Here is a 16928-nt window from a genome sequence, read left to right as displayed (position 1 = left end):
CCGATCGGTCACGACCGATGTTGATCTGGCTCAATGCCCGCTCGTGATAAAGTCGCCGCCCATCAGCCCTTTGTTTTGAGACGCCTGCGCAATGACCGATTTTCTGGATGTCGACGCCACCCTCGAAGACTGGAACGCCTTGCGCGCCACCAGCGACTTCAACGGCCTGCTGGTGGGCAATGGCGCCAGTCGTGCGGTGTGGGACGATTTCGGCTATGACTCGCTGTTCGAAAACGCCCGGACCGTCGAGGAGAAACCACTCAGCCCGTCGGAACTGGCGGTGTTCGACGCCATGCAAACGCGCAGTTTCGAGCAGGTACTCGGCGCACTGAAAACCACCAGCCGGGTCAACAAGGCCTTGGCCGTCAGCTCGGCGGCACCGCGCAATCGCTACTACGCGATCAAGGAAGCGCTGATCAACACCGTGCACGCCGTACACATTCCGTGGCGACTGGTGAAAGCCTCGACGCTGGCGACGCTGAATGAAGAACTGGCACGCTATCGCACGGTGTTCACTACCAATTACGACCTGCTCAACTACTGGGCGCTGCAACACCAAAGCGACGCCATCGACGATCTGTTCAACGGCGCCAATGCGAGTTTTGATCTGAGCGAAACGGCTACCGACAAACCGCGTCTGTTGTACCTGCACGGTGGTCTGCATCTGGTGCGCAATCAGGATGGCACCGCGCGCAAGCTGACCTCAACCGAGGGCACGCTGCTCGGCAGCTTCGCAATCAACAACACGATCAAGACGCTGGATGACGTGCCGCTGTTCGTCACCGAAGGGCCGAGTGCGGACAAACTCAAGACCATTCGCAGCTCGGATTATCTGTCGTTCTGTTATCAGCAGTTGTTGGGGTATGGCGGCAGTTTGTGCATCTTTGGCCATGCGTTGGGTGAGCAGGATGCGCACATCGTGCGGGCGTTGCGCCTGGCGAAACCGAAGGTGGTGGCGATCTCGATTTATCCGCGCAGTGCGGCGTTTGTTCAGCATCAGAAGCGGCATTACGCGCAGGTGTTTGAGGGCACGGGTGTGGAGTTGCGGTTTTTTGATGCCAAGAGCCATGCGCTCGGCAATCCGAAGTTGTCGGTGCCGGTCGAGATTTAGTGGCGAGGCTACCGACGCCATCGCGAGCAGGCTCACTCCTACAGGGGATCGCATTTCAACTGTAGGAGTGAGCCTGCTCGCGATAGCTTTAGCCCAATCAACTCATTCCTCGGTGCTGTGCACCACCACCAGCAACTGCGCCTGCACCTCCCCCACCGAGCGGATCCGGTGCGGTTTCTGTGCATTGAAGTGCAGCGCATCACCGCGCTCCAGCAGCACCTTTTCGTTCATGAAATCCACTTCGACCTGCCCTTCATGGACGAACAGAAACTCTTCGCCCAAATGCTCCTTGAACGTTTTGTCAGTGAACTCGCTCGGCGGGTAGATGATGAACGGCAGCAGACTGCGCTCGCTGACCTGATGGGCCAACACGGCGTACCCGGGACTCTGGTCATTCGCCGCCAGTGACTGGCGCTCATGGCTGCGCACCAGGCTGTAGCTGTCGAGGCTGACGTTGTCTTCGGAGAACAATTCCTCGACTTTCACATTCAGCGCTTTCGCCAGTTTCAACGCAGCAGCAATCGACGGCGTGTTGAGCCCACGTTCGACTTTGGACAGATAACTCTTGGTCATGCCGGATTTCTCGGCCAGTGCCTCAAGGGTTACACCAAGTTTTTTTCTCAATAATTTCAAACGGATAGACATGCGAAACAGTTATTCCATGGAGGAAGCGACGATTCGTGCTTGCCAATGACACTTTGTGTCATATAGCCTCTTTCGTGTCATTTGCAATCACCCAAAGGACACAGACATGGCCAAGACATTAGCACTACCCAAAGACCAACTGGTCAAGCAAGCGCTGACCCAGATGCAAAAAAGCCTGGCGGATAATACGTGGACGGACCGGCAAAAGCTGGCCCTGACCTGCCGGATCCTCTTCGAGAACGGTCACGACTCCGGTCTGGCCGGACAAATTACCGCCCGTGGGCCGCAGCCCGGCACCTATTACACGCAGCAACTGGGGCTGGGTTTCGACGAAATCACCGCGAGTAATCTGCTGCTGGTCAACGAGGATCTGGAAGTCCTCGAAGGCCACGGCATGGCCAACCCGGCCAACCGTTTCCACAGCTGGGTGTACCGCGCCCGGCCGGATGTGAACTGCATCATCCACACCCACCCGACCCACGTTGCCGCGTTGTCGATGCTCGAAGTGCCGTTGCAGATTTCCCACATGGACCTGTGCCCGCTGTACGACGACTGCGCGTTTCTTGAAGGCTGGCCGGGTGTGCCGGTGGGCAATGAAGAAGGTGAGCTGATTGCCGGTGCACTGGGCGACAAACGCGCGATTGTGCTTTCGCACCACGGTCAACTGTCGACCGGCACAACGATTGAAGAGGCCTGTGTCATCGCCCAACTGATCGAGCGCGCGGCAAAACTGCAACTGCTGGCGATGGCGGCCGGTACGATCAAGCCGATCATTCCCGAACTGGGTCGCGAAGCCCATGACTGGATCGCCAAGCCGAAACGCCACGCCGCCGCCTTCAACTATTACGCCCGGCAGAACCTGCGCCAACACGCCGATTGCCTGAACTGAAACCTGTTACGGAGAGATTCCCATGTCCACTATTCACGGCATCATCGGCTACACCATCACCCCGTTCGGCGCCAACGGCGAAGGGCTGGACCTGCCAGCGCTCGGTCAATCGATCGATCGCCTGATCGACAGCGGCGTCCACGCCATCGCGCCGTTGGGCAGCACTGGCGAAGGCGCTTACCTGAGCGATGCGGAGTGGGATCAGGTTGCCGAGTTCAGCATCAAGCACGTCGCCAAACGGGTGCCAACCATCGTCAGCGTCTCTGACCTGACCACCGCCAAAGCCGTGCGCCGCGCACGTTTCGCCGAAGGCCACGGTGCCGATGTGGTGATGGTGCTGCCGGCTTCGTACTGGAAGCTCACCGAGGCGGAAATCTTCGCTCACTACCGCGCTATTGGCGAGCGCATCGGCGTGCCGATCATGCTCTACAACAACCCGGCCACCAGCGGCACTGACATGTCGGTGGAGCTGATTTTGCGCATCGTCAAAGGCGTGGAAAACGTGACCATGGTCAAGGAGAGCACCGGCGATATTCAGCGCATGCACAAACTGCAATTGCTCGGCGAAGGTCAGGTGCCGTTCTACAACGGCTGCAATCCGCTGGCACTGGAAGCGTTTGCGGCCGGGGCGAAAGGCTGGTGCACGGCGGCGCCGAACTTGATCCCGCAGTTGAATCTGGACTTGTACGAGGCCGCCATGGCCGGTGAACTGGATCGCGCGCGGGATTTGTTTTACCGCCAGTTGCCGCTGCTGGATTTCATCCTCAAGGGTGGCTTGCCGGCGACGATCAAGGCAGGGTTGCGGCAGACCGGGCTGGAGGTGGGCGATCCACGTTTGCCGGTATTTCCGCTGAGTGAAGCGGGCCAGACTCAGCTGCAAGCAATCCTGAAAACCCTGCGCTGATCTCGCTGCAATATACAAAAACCTGTGGGAGCGAGCTTGCTCGCGAAGGCGTCAGTTCAGTCAACATTGATGTTGAGTAAACGACCGCTTTCGCGAGCAAGCTCGCTCCCACAGGGGATTTTGGTGGATTTGAAAGTGAGGTCAGAGCACCGGCAAGGTCTTGTCCTTGATCACTTTGCTCGGTCCGTTCGCCTTCACACTGGCAATGCCTTTATCGCACGCCGCCTCCGACGAATACGATTCACTGCTGCCGATAATCTGATGATTGGCCGCTTTCAGGTTGAAGTACGGACGGCCGTCCTTCGTCGACTTCTTCTCATAGCGCTCCTCCAACGGGCTGTTGGTTTGCACCGAAGCGATGCCGCCGTCGGCCGCAGCGCGAGTGGTGTACAGCTCGCTGGTCAGAATCGTTTCGGCATTCGCCGCTTTCAGCACGAACCTGAACTGGCCGTTGCTGCTTTTACTGATTTCGTACCATCCGGACATGCGCGTTTCTCCTTGGCGATTGAGAGGTTTGGCGCTTCAGAGTAAAGACCAGTCCTGAATATCTGTCGCTTGGACCGGCCCTTTCGCGAGCAAGCTCGCTCCCACATTGGAGCGCATTCCAGTTGCAGAACGCGCTCGAAAGTGGGAGCGAGCCTGCTCGCGAATGAGGCAACTCGGTGCCGGCTATTTCACCACCGCCCGCACCACCGACAACTCCGGCGCATTCACCCGCCGCTGACTCAGATAGCGCGTACAACTCACCCGCAGGAACGAGGCAAAATTCACCACTTCGCCGCGATAATCCATCACCTCTTCATACAGCTTGGCGATCAGCTGGTTGGTGGTCATGCCGTCGACCTCGGCGATTTCGCTAAGGATGTCCCAGAACTGATTCTCCAGGCGCAACGTCGTCACCACACCGCAGATGCGCAGCGAACGCGAGCGTGATTCGTAGAGAATCGGGTCAGCCTTGACGTAGAGCTCGCACATCGGCGAATCCTCGTTACAGGGTGATTTTGGTGCCGAGCAAACCGAGGAAACCGGCCAGCCAGTTCGGATGCGCCGGCCATGCCGGGGCTGTGGCCAGATTGCCTTGAACGTGGCCGTCCGTCACCGGGATATCGATGTACGTACCGCCCGCCAGTCGCACTTCCGGCGCGCAGGCCGGATAGGCGCTGCATTCGCGGCCTTCAAGTACACCCGCCGCCGCAAGCAATTGCGCGCCGTGACAGACGGCGGCAATCGGTTTGCCGGCCTTGTCGAAGGCGCGCACCAGGTCGAGGACTCTTTCATTGAGACGCAGGTATTCCGGGGCACGACCGCCGGGGATCAACAGCGCGTCGTAATCGGCCTCGCTGACCTTGGCGAAATCGAAGTTGAGCGCGAACAGGTGACCGGGCTTTTCGCTGTAGGTCTGATCGCCTTCGAAGTCATGGATGGCGGTGCGCACGGTTTTGCCGGCAGCCTTGTCCGGGCACACGGCGTGAACGGTGTGACCGACCATTTGCAGGGCCTGGAACGGCACCATCACTTCGTAGTCTTCGACGTAATCGCCGACCAGCATCAGAATCTTTTTCGCGGCCATGGGGAGGACTCCTCTGGAGGACATGCTTGGGAGTATTCAAGGTAGACCTTATCCGCGAGGTCGGGTAACAACCGGCTACTACCTGAGACCGTGTCATCGTTCTTCGCGAGCAAGCTCGCTCCCACATTTGGAATGCATTCTCCTGTGGGAGCGAGCTTGCTCGCGAAGGGGCCCTTAAACTGTACGCCTAAGTCCGTGCCTAGCTGTAACACCCCGAAATTCGCAGATTATGGCTAGATGAGGACACCTTCCAATGCCCTACGATTCTGGTCCCCCATCATGTCCTCGCGCGAAAACACCGGCATGGCCCTCGGCCTGCTCGGCGTGGTGATCTTCAGCCTTACCCTGCCCTTCACCCGCATCGTGGTGCAGGAACTGCATCCGCTGCTCAACGGTTTGGGGCGTGCGCTGTTCGCGGCGATTCCGGCGGCGCTGCTGCTTTTGTGGCGGCGCGAGAAATGGCCGACGTGGCAGCAAGTCAAAGGCCTGAGCCTGGTGATCGCCGGGGTGATTCTGGGTTTTCCGGTGTTGTCGGCGTGGGCCATGCAGACATTGCCGGCGTCCCACGGTGCGCTGGTCAATGGGCTGCAACCTTTGTGCGTGGCGCTGTACGCCGCGTGGCTGTCCCACGAACGTCCGTCAAAAGCCTTCTGGGCCTGCGCGGCGCTGGGCAGTGCATTGGTGCTCGGATATGCGCTGTACACCGGTGCCGGCAGTATTCAGGCGGGTGATCTGTTGATGCTCGGCGCGATTGCGGTCGGTGGTTTGGGTTACGCCGAGGGCGGTCGATTAGCCAAGGAGATGGGCGGCTGGCAGGTGATCTGCTGGGCGCTGGTGCTGTCGACGCCGTTGTTGATCGGGCCGGTGCTGTATCTGGCCCTGCAACATCAGGGCGCGGTGTCGGCCAAGGCCTGGTGGGCGTTCGGGTATGTGGCGCTGTTTTCGCAGTTTCTCGGATTTTTCGCGTGGTACGCAGGGCTGGCCATGGGCGGGATCGCCCGGGTCAGTCAGATCCAGTTATTGCAGATTTTCTTCACCATCGCGTTTTCGGCGCTGTTCTTTGGTGAACATGTCGAGCCGATTACCTGGGTGTTTGCCTGCGGTGTCATCGCCACGGTCATGCTCGGCCGCAAAACCGCGGTGAAATCAAATGTGGGAGCGAGCCTGCTCGCGAAGGGTCCGTAACAGCCAACATCATTGTTGAATGTCAGTCCGCCTTCGCGAGCAAGCTCGCTCCCACAGGGTTTTGTGTCAGGCGAGGTAGCCGTCAGCGCGCAGCAAGGTTTCCAGGCAGTGCTCGCTGATGTGGTAGAAGGCCTTCAACTCTTCGATCTTCACCAACAACTGCGCCGGGTCCACCGGCTCGGCGCGCTTCACCGCCAGAATCATTTTGTTCTTGTTGGTGTGATCCAGCGAGATGAACTCGAACACCTTGGTCTCGTAACCGCAGGCTTCAAGGAACAGCGCGCGCAAGCTGTCGGTGACCATTTCCGCCTGCTGCCCCAGGTGCAAACCATATTGCAGCATCGGCTTGAGCAACGCTGGGCTCTGGATCTGCAGGCGGATCTGTTTGTGGCAGCACGGCGAGCACATGATGATCGACGCACCCGAGCGGATACCGGTGTGGATCGCGTAGTCAGTGGCGATGTCGCAGGCATGCAGGGCGATCATCACGTCCAGTTCGCTCGGCGCCACACTGCGTACGTCACCGCACTTGAACACCAGCCCCGGGTGATCGAGTTTTGCCGCCGCTGCGTTGCACAGGTTGACCATTTCCTCACGCAACTCGACGCCGGTGACCTCGCCTTCAGCCTTGAGCGTATTGCGCAGGTAATCGTGAATGGCGAACGTCAGATAGCCCTTGCCCGAACCGAAATCTGCCACCCGCACCGGTTTGTCCAGCGCCAGCGGCGAGGAGGTCAGGGCATGGCTGAACACTTCGATGAACTTGTTGATCTGCTTCCACTTGCGCGACATCGCCGGGATCAGCTCATGTTGCGCGTTGGTCACGCCCAGATCCTTGAGGAACGGTCGGCTCAATTCGAGGAAGCGGTTTTTCTCGCGGTTGTGCTCGGCAGACGGCGCTTCGCGCAATTGCTGAGGTTTGCTCTTGAACAGCGAGCTCTTGCCCTTTTTGCTGTATTCGAGCTGGGCTTCATCAGTGACTGCGAGTAAATGCGCATTTTTGAAAGAGACCGGCAACAGCTCGGCAATCGCCGCCACGCCGTCAGCCAAGGGCAGGTTTTTGGTAATGTCGCGGGTTTTGTAGCGATAGACGAACGACAGATTCGGCTGCGCCTTGACCGTCACCGGTTTGATGATGACTCGCTGCAGATCCACTTCTTCGCCGACGTATTTGGCCAGCACCAGTTTGATGAAGCCGTTCTGTTCGAGGCTGGCTTGCAGCAGCTCGATGAACTGGGCGTGGTGATCGGGCGCAGGCTTGATGGACGGGGCAGTAACGGACATGAAAAAGCGGCCTCGGACGGGCGGAATCGGGAATGGCGGGTATTTTAGGGGGGATGGGGGGTTGGGGACACGCTCTTATTTACCGAACGGTTGTTAGAAGCACCCTCACCCTAGCCCTCTCCCGGAGGGAGAGGGGACTGACCGAGGTGTTTTCACGAGTTACACCGACCTGAAAAACCGAGCCGAACTCAGGTATTAACAGCATCAAATCAAACGATCATCTGTTAATCCATAATCGCCTCGGTTTTTCAGGTCGATGTCGAGCGCAAGACACCTCGGTCGGCCCCCTCTCCCTCCGGGAGAGGGTTGGGGTGAGGGGCTTTGGCTTTTAGGCTATCAGGCCAACACCACCAACCGATTCGGCAACTCATTCCTCACCTGCGTCACCGGCACATGCACCTTCAGCAATTCCCCACACGCCTCGATACACGTCACAAATCCCTCCAGCGTGCGCCCCTGCCTGACCTGCTCGGTAAACGCCGCGACAATCGCATCCCAACTCTTGTTATCCAGCCGCTTGGAAATCCCCTCATCCACCAGAATCTCCACATACCGCTCCGCCTCGCAGACAAAAATCAGCATGCCGGTACTGCCCACCGTGTGATGCAGGTTCTGCTCGAGAAACTGCCGCCGCGCCAAGTTCGACGCGCGCCAGTGCCGTACACGACGCGGGACCAAATGAGTGGTGATTTTCGGCAAACGAAACAGCAGACATAGCACGATAAACGCCCCCCACTGCACCAGCAGCAGACTGCGCAGGGTCAGCCAGCCGGTCAGGTAGTGCACGACGCCCGGCACCACCAGTGCCAACAGGCTCGCCCACAGCAGCGGGATGTACGCGTAGTCATCGGCGCGCGCGGCCAGCACCGTCACCAGTTCGGCGTCGGTGTCGCGCTCGACCCGCGCAATCGCCTCGGCGACTTTGCGTTGTTCGTGTTCGGTCAGTAGTGCCATGTTGAAAAGTGCCTGCTCATTATTCTTCTGATATCACCAGCCGCCGGACGAACCACCGCCGCCGAAACTGCCCCCGCCGCCGCTGAAGCCTCCACCTCCACCGCCGCCGCCAAATCCGCCACCACCGCCGAAGCCGCCCCCTCCTCCAGAGCCGCCCCGGCCGGCAGGCAGGATACCGAGCATCTGGCAGACAAACACCGTCAGGATGAACAACATCACCAAAAACACAAACAATGCCGGATGCCGCGAGATGAAATCATCGGACGGATCACCGGTGGATTCATACACCGTCGACGGTTCATCGAGCGGATTGCCACCCAGCACCACCAGCATCGCCGCCACGCCGTCGCTGATGCCTTTGCTGAAATTGCCGCTCTTGAACGCGGGCGTGATGACTTGATGGATGATCACTGAAGTCTGCGCATCGGTCAGCCGATCCTCCAGGCCATAACCGACTTCGATGCGCAGTTTGCGTTCGTCACGGGCAACGATCAGCAGCGCGCCGTTGTTCTTGTCCTTTTGACCAATCGCCCAATGACGCCCGAGTTGAACGCCAAAGTCCTCGATGGTCGTGCCTTGCAGATCCGGCAGCGTGACCACGACCAACTGCTCGCCGGTCGCCTGTTCGTGGGCCTGCAACTGCTGGGTCAGTTGCGTGCGCACCGACGGCTCGAGCATCTGCGCTTCGTCCACCACCCGCCCGCTCAGCGCCGGGAACATCAACTCGGCCCGGGCGCTGACGGCGAACAGCCACAGCATCAGCACCAGGCCCATTTTCAACACACGCATGGACAACCTCGAATCAGAATTTCACTTCCGGGGCCTTTTCCGCGCCGGGCGTGGTGGCTTCGAAGGTTTCGCGGATCGGCAGATCGCTGTACATCACGCTGTGCCAGAGGCGACCGGGGAAGGTGCGAATCTCGGTGTTGTATTTCTGCACCGCCAGAATGAAATCGCGGCGAGCCACGGCAATGCGGTTTTCCGTGCCTTCCAGCTGCGATTGCAGGGCGAGGAAGTTCTGGTTGGCCTTCAGGTCCGGATAGCGCTCTGAAACCACCATCAAGCGGCTCAATGCGCCGGTCAGTTGGTCCTGCGCCTGCTGGAATTGCTTGAGTTTCTCGGGATTGTCGAGGGTGCTGGCGTCGACCTGAATCGAGGTCGCTTTCGCCCGCGCCTCAATCACTGCCGTGAGGGTTTCCTCTTCATGCTTGGCATAACCCTTCACCGTTTCCACCAGGTTGGGGATCAGGTCGGCGCGGCGCTGGTACTGGTTCTGCACCTGGCCCCACGCAGCTTTGGCCTGTTCGTCGAGGGTCGGGATATTGTTGATGCCGCACGCGGTCAACAGCGTGGCCAGCACCAGCAGTGTGGCGACCTGCAAACGCGAGCGATTGGTTGGGCTTACATTCATCGCAGTGATGCTCCTTGGCACATATCATTATAAAAACCGAGCGCGAAACATTCTCAGCGGGCTGTTGGGGCATAATCGACCGCGTCGCTGGATTACGACGGGGCAATGGGCTAAAAAGTGCCCTGCGTGATCATGCGGCCAAGTGTCGGCTGCCGTTTTTTGGCTCTGTTTCTTTGAGCCTGTACCCGAACAACAATAGTCGCTCCCTAAATTTTGGCTGGCCGGCGTTGCATTGCCGCTTGGGCCCTTGAGAAAACTATTCATGAAGAAGCTGTGTTTGCTGGGTCTGTTCGTCAGCCTGGCCAGTCATCAAGTATTGGCCGCCACGACCCCGGTACCCCTGGAAAACAAGGACGCGTTCATCAGCAACCTGATGAAGCAAATGACCCTCGACGAGAAGATCGGCCAGTTGCGCCTGATCAGCATCGGCCCGGAAATGCCCCGAGAGCTGATCCGTAAAGAAATCGCCGCCGGCAACATCGGCGGCACGTTCAACTCGATCACCCGTCCGGAAAACCGGCCGATGCAGGATGCTGCCATGCGCAGTCGCCTGAAGATTCCGATGTTTTTCGCGTACGACGTGATCCACGGTCACCGTACGATTTTCCCAATTCCACTGGCCCTCGCCTCGAGCTGGGACATGGACGCCGTCGGTCAGTCCGGGCGCGTTGCTGCTAAAGAAGCCGCCGCCGACAGTCTCGACATCACCTTCGCGCCGATGGTCGACATCTCTCGCGACCCGCGCTGGGGCCGCAGCTCCGAAGGCTTCGGTGAAGACACTTACCTGACTTCACGCATTGCCGGCGTCATGGTGCGCGCCTATCAGGGCGCCACCCCGAGCGCGGCCGACAGCATCATGGCCAGCGTCAAGCACTTCGCCCTGTACGGCGCGGTCGAGGGCGGTCGCGACTACAACACCGTCGACATGAGCCCGGTGAAGATGTACCAGGATTACCTGCCGCCGTACCGCGCCGCGATTGATGCCGGCGCCGGCGGTGTGATGGTCGCGTTGAACTCGATCAACGGCATTCCGGCCACGGCCAACACCTGGCTGATGAATGATCTGCTGCGCAAAGACTGGGGCTTCAAGGGCTTGGCGGTTAGCGACCACGGCGCAATCTTCGAACTGATCAAGCACGGCGTCGCCCGCGACGGTCGTGAAGCGGCGAAGCTGGCGATCAAGGCCGGTATCGACATGAGCATGAACGACACCCTGTACGGCAAAGAACTGCCGGGGCTGCTCAAGTCCGGCGAGATCGAACAGAAAGACATCGACAACGCCGTGCGTGAAGTGCTCGCGGCCAAGTACGACATGGGCCTGTTCAAAGACCCGTACCTGCGCATTGGCAAGGCTGAAGACGATCCGGCCGACACCTACGCCGAAAGCCGTCTGCACCGCGCCGAGGCCCGTGAAGTGGCGCGTCGCAGCTTGGTTTTGTTGAAGAACCAGAACGAAACCCTGCCGCTGAAGAAAGACGCGAAAGTCGCACTGGTCGGTCCGTTGGCCAAAGCACCGATCGACATGATGGGCAGCTGGGCCGCAGCGGGTAAGCCTGCGCAATCGGTGACCCTGTTCGATGGCATGAGCTCGGTGATCGGTGACAAGGCGAACCTGATCTACGCCCGTGGCGCCAACATCACCAGCGACAAGAAGGTGCTCGACTACCTGAACTTCCTCAACTTCGATGCGCCGGAAGTGGTCGACGATCCGCGTCCGGCCAACGTGCTGATCGACGAAGCGGTGAAAGCCGCCAAGGACGCTGACGTGATCGTTGCCGCCGTCGGCGAATCCCGTGGCATGTCTCACGAATCCTCCAGCCGCACCGACCTGAACATTCCGGAAAACCAGCGTGAGCTGATCCGCGCGCTGAAAGCCACCGGCAAACCGCTGGTGCTGGTGTTGATGAACGGCCGCCCACTGACCATTCTCGAAGAGAACCAGTCGGCTGACGCGATTCTGGAAACCTGGTTCAGCGGCACCGAGGGCGGCAACGCCATCGCCGACGTGCTGTTCGGCGACTACAACCCTTCGGGCAAACTGCCGGTGACCTTCCCGCGCTCCGTGGGCCAGATCCCGACTTACTACAACCACCTGAGCATTGGCCGGCCGTTCACGCCGGGCAAACCGGGCAACTACACCTCGCAGTATTTCGATGACACGACCGGGCCGCTGTTCCCGTTCGGTTATGGCCTGAGCTACACCCAATTCGCCCTCAGCGACATGGCGCTGTCGTCGACCACCCTGAACGCCACCGGCAAACTCGACGCCAGCGTCATGGTCAAGAACACCGGCAAGCGTGACGGCGAAACCGTGGTGCAGTTGTACATTCAGGACGTCACCGGCTCGATGATTCGTCCGGTGAAAGAACTGAAAAACTTCCAGAAAATCATGCTCAAGGCCGGTGAACAGAAAGTCGTGCACTTCACCATCAGCGAGGATGACCTGAAGTTCTACAACGCCCAGCTCAAATACGCCGCGGAGCCTGGCAAGTTCAACGTGCAGATCGGCCTGGATTCCCAGGACGTGACGCAGCAGAGCTTTGAATTGCTGTAACCGGTTTTTGCTCGGCTGATCGTTCCCACGCTCCGCGTGGGAACGATCATCAGGTGAGCGGTTATCCGCGGCGGTCGAGGATGTTGACCACCACCCGATCCACCCAGCCCCACACCCGCTGCTTCACCCGCCGCCACAACGGCCGGCGCTGCCATTCTTCCAGACTCACCTGCTGACTCAGCCCGAAGTCCTTCAGAAAACTCGCCTGCACCGCTGCCGTCAACGACGGGTCCAGCGCCTCCAGATTCGCCTCCAGATTGAAACGCAAGTTCCAGTGATCGAAATTGCACGAGCCAATGCTCACCCAATCATCCACCAGCACCATTTTCAAATGCAGAAAGCACGGCTGATATTCGAAGATCTGCACGCCAGCCTTGAGCAGTCGCGGATAGTAACGATGCCCGGCGTAACGCACCGACGGATGATCGGTGCGCGGCCCGGTCAGCAGTAGCCGCACATCGACTCCGCGCGCCGCTGCCTTACGCAGGGAGCGGCGGATTTTCCAGGTCGGCAGGAAGTACGGTGTGGCCATCCAGATGCGTTTTTGCCCACTGTTCAAAGCTCGGAACAGCGATTGCAGAATGTCGCGATGCTGGCGGGCGTCGGCATACGCCACGCGGCCCATGCCCTCGCCCTTGTCCGGCACGCGTGGTAACCGTGGTAAACCAAAATGCGCGGCCGGGCGCCAGGCGCGGCGATAGCGATTGGCGATCCACTGACGATCAAACAGCAATTGCCAGTCGATCACCAGCGGGCCGCTGATCTCGACCATCACTTCGTGCCACTCGCTGGTGTCGTGCCCCGGTGTCCAGAACTCATCGGTGACACCGGTGCCGCCGACCACCGCCAGACGCTGATCGACCAACAGCAACTTGCGATGATCACGATAGAAATTGCCGACCCAGCGCCGCCAATTCAGCCGATTGTAGAAACGCAGTTCAACCCCGGCGTGCGTCAGGCGCTGGCGCAGGTTGAGCGTAAAGGCGAGGCTGCCGTAATCATCGAACAGGCAGCGCACGCGCACGCCACGCTCGGCGGCCAGCACCAGCGCTTGCACGATGGTTTCGGCGCAAGCGCCAGCCTCGACCAGATACAACTCGAGTTCGATCTGCTCCTGCGCGCCGGCAATCTGCTCAAGCATGCGCGGGAAGAATTGCGGGCCATCGATCAACAGTTCGAACCGGTTGCCATCGCGCCACGGAAACACCGCACCGCGCATGTCAGCGCGCCGTGAAAATCAGCACCGCACCCACCGGTACCGACAGACTGATGGCCGACAGGTCGGCGAGTTTGCGCAGGCTTTCCAGCCCCGGCACCAGATCGAAATCCTCGGCGTTGATCACCAGCGGCTCCAGGGTGACCACTTGAAAACGCCGGTCATCGAGGCGCGTCGCCAGCAGCTCAGCGGGGTATTCGTGTTGCTTGCCGTGCAGGTTGACGGTCAGCGGCAGACGCAATTCCAGCTGCGCACCGGGGGCCAGATCGTTGATCGGGCGCAGGTCGATCTGGGTGGTGATGGTCGCTTCGGGGAATTGCTCGATCTGGAACAGCTCCTTGCGCATGCGCTCATCGCGCAGCGGGATGCCGCTGTTGATCGAATCCATCTCGACTTCGACTTCGGCGCGACCGTTGGGGTCGACCTTGCCGTGCAGCACCAGAAAGCGCTGCACTTCGGAAATATGGGTGTTTTTCGTGCTGACAAACGACAGCCGCGACGACTCGCCGTCCAGATACCAATTGGCCTGCGCCGGCAATGCGACGCTGGCGAGCAGCAGACTGGACAGGGTTGCACAGAGAGAGCGGTTGAACATTGAACACTCGTAGGGCCGATAAACCTGCACGAACCTTAACCGCCCAGACCGTTATTGCAAACTGAAGATCACACCCGGTGGGAGCGAGCCTGCTCGCGAAGACGTCATCTGTCTCAACAGAGAAGGTGCGCCTGCTATTGCATTCGCGAGCAGGCTCGCTCCCACAAAAAACCATCGGGTGTTTTCAGGGATTCAGGCGACAGCCTTGCCGTTCGCTCAACCACTGGGCGCGATTGCTGCGGCCCATGCCGCTGACCGTGATGGTTTTGTTGGTGCTGTCATCGGTGAATGCGCTGGTCGGCAGCCATTGTTTTACATAGCCACGGCAATACTCGGCATCGTTATTCATCACATAACGACAGGAACAGTATTCCTTGGCGGTGTAGGCGCTGATGATGTCGGGGAAGGCCCACAGGTTTTCGCGCTCGTAGACGATCCAGCCGAGCAGCAGGACCAGCATTAACAGGAATAAGCGCTTCATGGCCGCACCGCCTTCAGCACGTGTTTGAGCAGTTCGTTATGGCTGTAGCTGCCGTCGCGGTCATCGGCGTAACGCACGACCAGCAGTTTTTCACTGGGGATCACGTAGAGCGCCTGGCCCCAATGCCCGAGGGCGGCAAACGTGTCGGGCGGTGCAGCGGGCCATGGCGATTCAGCGCCATCGGCTGGACGATTGAGCCACCATTGGCCGCCGGGCACGGCTTCGTCCTGATGGGCTTTGTAACCGGCGAAGGGAGTGCGGCTGAACGCCACCCACTCCTTGGGCAATAACTGCCGATCATGCCAGCGCCCGTCACAAGCCATCAGCAAACCGACCCGCGCCAGATCCCGCGCGGTCAGGTAGGCATAAGAGGAAGCGACAAACGTGCCGTTGGCATCGGTCTCCCACACGGCGTGGCGGATGCCCAACGGTTCGAACAACGCCGTCCACGGATAATCCGGATAACGCTGCGGGCCGACGATATTTTTCAACGCCGCCGCGAGCAGGTTGCTGTCGCCGCTGGAATAACGGAAGGCCTGCCCCGGTTCGGCGTAAGCATCGTGATCGGCGGTGAACGCGGCCATGTCGCGATGGCCGCGGGTGTAGAGCATCGCCACCACCGAGGATTTCAGTGGCGCGTATTCGTAATCTTCCTGCCAGTCGATACCGGAGGCCCAGTGCAGCAGGTCGGCGATTTTGATGGCCGGGTGTTGTTCCAGCGGCGGGTAAAACTGCACGGCCGGGGCTTCGAGTTTGAACAGGCCTTCGCCGTACGCCACACCGAGGACGGTGGCCATCAGGCTTTTGCTGATCGACCAGGTCAGGTGCGGGGTTTGTTCGGCGGTCGGGCCGGCGTAGCGTTCGTAGATGATCTGGCCGTCGCGGATGATCAGCAGTGCGTCGGTGCGGATGCCTTGGCGGGTGTTGTCATCGCGGGGTGGGAAGGCGTAATTCTCCAGCGCTCCGGTATCGGTGATCGTCGTGCCGATTGGCCATGCTTCACCCGGCCATTGTTCGGCGTGAACGGTGAAGCTGATCAGCAGCAGAAACAGCGACAGGCCTTTGCGCATGGTGAGGGCTCTTGGGAGAACCTGCTGAGATTAGTCGGGGTTAATGACAGATGTGTGGTGATGATGAAATCGCTTTCGCGAGCAAGCTCGCTCCCACAGTTGACCGAGTTCCTTCAGTTGGAATGCCATCAAACTGTGGGAGCGAGCTTGCTCGCGAAGAGGCCAGTCAAGCCTGCGCCAAAGCCTTGGCCAGACGCTTGGCCCGAGCCCCCGCCGCCAACTGCATCACGCCTTGATCGCGTTGCCACATCTGCGCCCACTCTGCCGGACCGTCAGCCAACGCTTGACTCACTTCCCCCTCCAGCGCCTCAAACTGCGCAAACAACCCAGCCAACAACACATGCCCGGCCGGATTGTTCGGCGGTTGCCGACTCGCCTCCGCACACCCGGCCAACAGCGCCAGCAAGCGCAATTGCAGCGCCTGCGGCCAGTCACTGTCCTGGCCGACGCCATATAGCCACGCGGTCATCGCGCTCAGCACATAAACGTCCTCCAGGGTGCGGAACGGTTTGACGTAAGCGTCCCAACCATCGCCGGCCAACAACTCGCACAACGCGTTATCAAGCTGCAGCCGACCATGGCTGATGTCAGGCATCAACGGCAGCGCCGGCAGCTTCTCCACGGTCACGCCGGGTTCGCCGGGATACACCACCGCCAGACTCAGGCGCGGCGATTCACCGGATTCTTCACTGCGCGCGGCGATCAGCAACCAGTCCGCCGCATCGCCGGCGGTGACAAAATCCTTGCGTCCGCTCAGACGTAAATCCGTCAACCGTGTCTGCATGTCCGCCGGACGCAAACTGCGCTGTTCGGTCGCACACAACGCACCGAGGCTCAGCGGTGCACTCGGCCACAACATGCGCAATGCCGCCTGATAACCGACCAGAAACGCCAGCCCCGGCGTCGCCATCCGCCGCCCGCCCGCGACCGCCAATTCGAATGGGGTGACGTTGCCCAGTTGCTGCAACAACGTCGCAAAACCCTCGGCCAGGTCAGCAACGGCGGGCAATCGTTCACGGCGGTGCAGCAGATCTGGCCAGGGCATAAGAGGCTCCTTGT

18 protein-coding genes are annotated in these 16928 nt (G+C 60.0%); 5 read left to right on the top strand and 13 right to left on the bottom strand.

The genetic code is table 11. The features are described 5' to 3' along the window. The first annotated feature begins 91 nt into the window (after positions 1-91). Positions 92-1111, top strand: coding sequence for a DUF4917 family protein (locus tag CLU80_RS20465; protein WP_099758224.1), 1020 nt, complete (start codon positions 92-94; stop codon positions 1109-1111). A gap of 102 nt (positions 1112-1213) precedes the next feature. Here the strand turns inward: CLU80_RS20465 and CLU80_RS20460 are convergent, their stop codons facing one another. Beyond that, positions 1214-1756, bottom strand: a complete 543-nt coding sequence (locus CLU80_RS20460; protein ID WP_093438526.1) for a helix-turn-helix domain-containing protein — start codon at positions 1754-1756, stop codon at positions 1214-1216. A 106-nt stretch (positions 1757-1862) separates the two neighbouring features. Here CLU80_RS20460 and CLU80_RS20455 point away from each other — a divergent pair, with 106 nt between their 5' ends. Both CLU80_RS20455 and CLU80_RS20450 read left to right on the top strand, forming a co-directional pair. Beyond that, positions 1863-2645 (top strand): aldolase, encoded by a 783-nt coding sequence (locus CLU80_RS20455; RefSeq protein WP_077571483.1) that lies wholly within the window; start codon positions 1863-1865, stop codon positions 2643-2645. A 22-nt stretch (positions 2646-2667) separates the two neighbouring features. Then, positions 2668-3549 (top strand): dihydrodipicolinate synthase family protein, encoded by an 882-nt coding sequence (locus CLU80_RS20450; protein ID WP_099758223.1) that lies wholly within the window; start codon positions 2668-2670, stop codon positions 3547-3549. Positions 3550-3690: 141 nt separating this feature from the next. Here the strand turns inward: CLU80_RS20450 and CLU80_RS20445 are convergent, their stop codons facing one another. The 3 genes from CLU80_RS20445 to CLU80_RS20435 all read right to left on the bottom strand — a co-directional run bounded on the left by CLU80_RS20445 (position 3691) and on the right by CLU80_RS20435 (position 5119). Continuing rightward, the gene (locus tag CLU80_RS20445) at positions 3691-4035 is read right to left on the bottom strand and encodes a YegP family protein (protein ID WP_099758221.1); all 345 of its coding nucleotides are present in this window, start codon (positions 4033-4035) and stop codon (positions 3691-3693) included. Between the two features lie 183 nt (positions 4036-4218). Then, positions 4219-4524: a ribbon-helix-helix domain-containing protein gene (locus tag CLU80_RS20440; protein ID WP_099758220.1), complete on the bottom strand. Its 306-nt coding sequence runs from the start codon at positions 4522-4524 to the stop codon at positions 4219-4221. A 13-nt stretch (positions 4525-4537) separates the two neighbouring features. After that, complete coding sequence (locus CLU80_RS20435; protein WP_099758219.1) at positions 4538-5119, bottom strand: DJ-1/PfpI family protein; 582 nt, start codon at positions 5117-5119, stop codon at positions 4538-4540. Between the two features lie 279 nt (positions 5120-5398). Between CLU80_RS20435 and CLU80_RS20430 the strand changes: the two genes are divergently transcribed. Continuing rightward, on the top strand, positions 5399-6304 hold the full coding sequence (locus CLU80_RS20430; RefSeq protein WP_077571479.1) for a DMT family transporter: 906 nt from the start codon (positions 5399-5401) through the stop codon (positions 6302-6304). Positions 6305-6370: 66 nt separating this feature from the next. Here the strand turns inward: CLU80_RS20430 and CLU80_RS20425 are convergent, their stop codons facing one another. From CLU80_RS20425 to CLU80_RS20410, 4 genes are all read right to left on the bottom strand, one after another. After that, entirely contained in the window at positions 6371-7588 is a 1218-nt protein-coding gene (locus CLU80_RS20425; protein WP_099758218.1) for a class I SAM-dependent methyltransferase, read from the bottom strand. 336 nt (positions 7589-7924) lie between these two features. Continuing rightward, positions 7925-8542: a TPM domain-containing protein gene (locus CLU80_RS20420; RefSeq protein ID WP_099758216.1), complete on the bottom strand. Its 618-nt coding sequence runs from the start codon at positions 8540-8542 to the stop codon at positions 7925-7927. 33 nt (positions 8543-8575) lie between these two features. Continuing rightward, on the bottom strand, positions 8576-9331 hold the full coding sequence (locus CLU80_RS20415; protein ID WP_093438562.1) for a TPM domain-containing protein: 756 nt from the start codon (positions 9329-9331) through the stop codon (positions 8576-8578). A gap of 13 nt (positions 9332-9344) precedes the next feature. Further along, positions 9345-9953 carry a LemA family protein gene (locus CLU80_RS20410; protein WP_093438567.1) on the bottom strand — a complete coding sequence of 203 codons (609 nt, stop codon included), beginning with the start codon at positions 9951-9953 and terminating at the stop codon, positions 9345-9347. Positions 9954-10215: 262 nt separating this feature from the next. Here CLU80_RS20410 and bglX point away from each other — a divergent pair, with 262 nt between their 5' ends. After that, positions 10216-12507 carry a beta-glucosidase BglX gene (bglX, locus tag CLU80_RS20405; protein ID WP_099758215.1) on the top strand — a complete coding sequence of 764 codons (2292 nt, stop codon included), beginning with the start codon at positions 10216-10218 and terminating at the stop codon, positions 12505-12507. A 61-nt stretch (positions 12508-12568) separates the two neighbouring features. Here bglX and CLU80_RS20400 read toward each other — a convergent pair whose 3' ends face one another. From CLU80_RS20400 to CLU80_RS20380, 5 genes are all read right to left on the bottom strand, one after another. Continuing rightward, entirely contained in the window at positions 12569-13726 is a 1158-nt protein-coding gene (locus CLU80_RS20400) for a phospholipase D-like domain-containing protein (RefSeq protein WP_093438576.1), read from the bottom strand. Between the two features lies 1 nt (position 13727). Next, the gene (locus tag CLU80_RS20395; protein ID WP_093438581.1) at positions 13728-14318 is read right to left on the bottom strand and encodes a YceI family protein; all 591 of its coding nucleotides are present in this window, start codon (positions 14316-14318) and stop codon (positions 13728-13730) included. A 184-nt stretch (positions 14319-14502) separates the two neighbouring features. Continuing rightward, positions 14503-14799 carry an amidase gene (locus CLU80_RS20390; protein WP_093438586.1) on the bottom strand — a complete coding sequence of 99 codons (297 nt, stop codon included), beginning with the start codon at positions 14797-14799 and terminating at the stop codon, positions 14503-14505. Next, entirely contained in the window at positions 14796-15869 is a 1074-nt protein-coding gene (locus CLU80_RS20385) for a serine hydrolase domain-containing protein (RefSeq protein WP_099758214.1), read from the bottom strand. Before CLU80_RS20385 ends, CLU80_RS20390 begins: the two co-directional genes overlap by 4 nt. Before the next feature lie 166 nt (positions 15870-16035). Continuing rightward, complete coding sequence (locus CLU80_RS20380) at positions 16036-16914, bottom strand: acyl-CoA dehydrogenase middle domain-containing protein (RefSeq protein WP_099758213.1); 879 nt, start codon at positions 16912-16914, stop codon at positions 16036-16038. Between the last annotated feature and the right edge of the window lie 14 nt (positions 16915-16928).

The organism is Pseudomonas sp. 29 (genome assembly GCF_002754355.1).
GTDB lineage: Bacteria > Pseudomonadota > Gammaproteobacteria > Pseudomonadales > Pseudomonadaceae > Aquipseudomonas > Aquipseudomonas neuropathica.
This window is presented reverse-complemented; position numbering and strand designations above follow the sequence as displayed.

Excerpts from the sequence above, each read along its gene's own strand:
- CLU80_RS20465 (WP_099758224.1), top strand. The coding sequence starts at position 92 with ATGACCGATTTTCTGGATGTCGACGCCACCCTCGAAGACTGGAACGCC.
- CLU80_RS20460 (WP_093438526.1), bottom strand. The coding sequence starts at position 1,756 with ATGTCTATCCGTTTGAAATTATTGAGAAAAAAACTTGGTGTAACCCTT.
- CLU80_RS20455 (WP_077571483.1), top strand. The coding sequence starts at position 1,863 with ATGGCCAAGACATTAGCACTACCCAAAGACCAACTGGTCAAGCAAGCG.
- CLU80_RS20450 (WP_099758223.1), top strand. The coding sequence starts at position 2,668 with ATGTCCACTATTCACGGCATCATCGGCTACACCATCACCCCGTTCGGC.
- CLU80_RS20445 (WP_099758221.1), bottom strand. The coding sequence starts at position 4,035 with ATGTCCGGATGGTACGAAATCAGTAAAAGCAGCAACGGCCAGTTCAGG.
- CLU80_RS20440 (WP_099758220.1), bottom strand. The coding sequence starts at position 4,524 with ATGTGCGAGCTCTACGTCAAGGCTGACCCGATTCTCTACGAATCACGC.
- CLU80_RS20435 (WP_099758219.1), bottom strand. The coding sequence starts at position 5,119 with ATGGCCGCGAAAAAGATTCTGATGCTGGTCGGCGATTACGTCGAAGAC.
- CLU80_RS20430 (WP_077571479.1), top strand. The coding sequence starts at position 5,399 with ATGTCCTCGCGCGAAAACACCGGCATGGCCCTCGGCCTGCTCGGCGTG.
- CLU80_RS20425 (WP_099758218.1), bottom strand. The coding sequence starts at position 7,588 with ATGTCCGTTACTGCCCCGTCCATCAAGCCTGCGCCCGATCACCACGCC.
- CLU80_RS20420 (WP_099758216.1), bottom strand. The coding sequence starts at position 8,542 with ATGGCACTACTGACCGAACACGAACAACGCAAAGTCGCCGAGGCGATT.
- CLU80_RS20415 (WP_093438562.1), bottom strand. The coding sequence starts at position 9,331 with ATGCGTGTGTTGAAAATGGGCCTGGTGCTGATGCTGTGGCTGTTCGCC.
- CLU80_RS20410 (WP_093438567.1), bottom strand. The coding sequence starts at position 9,953 with ATGAATGTAAGCCCAACCAATCGCTCGCGTTTGCAGGTCGCCACACTG.
- bglX (WP_099758215.1), top strand. The coding sequence starts at position 10,216 with ATGAAGAAGCTGTGTTTGCTGGGTCTGTTCGTCAGCCTGGCCAGTCAT.
- CLU80_RS20400 (WP_093438576.1), bottom strand. The coding sequence starts at position 13,726 with ATGCGCGGTGCGGTGTTTCCGTGGCGCGATGGCAACCGGTTCGAACTG.
- CLU80_RS20395 (WP_093438581.1), bottom strand. The coding sequence starts at position 14,318 with ATGTTCAACCGCTCTCTCTGTGCAACCCTGTCCAGTCTGCTGCTCGCC.
- CLU80_RS20390 (WP_093438586.1), bottom strand. The coding sequence starts at position 14,799 with ATGAAGCGCTTATTCCTGTTAATGCTGGTCCTGCTGCTCGGCTGGATC.
- CLU80_RS20385 (WP_099758214.1), bottom strand. The coding sequence starts at position 15,869 with ATGCGCAAAGGCCTGTCGCTGTTTCTGCTGCTGATCAGCTTCACCGTT.
- CLU80_RS20380 (WP_099758213.1), bottom strand. The coding sequence starts at position 16,914 with ATGCCCTGGCCAGATCTGCTGCACCGCCGTGAACGATTGCCCGCCGTT.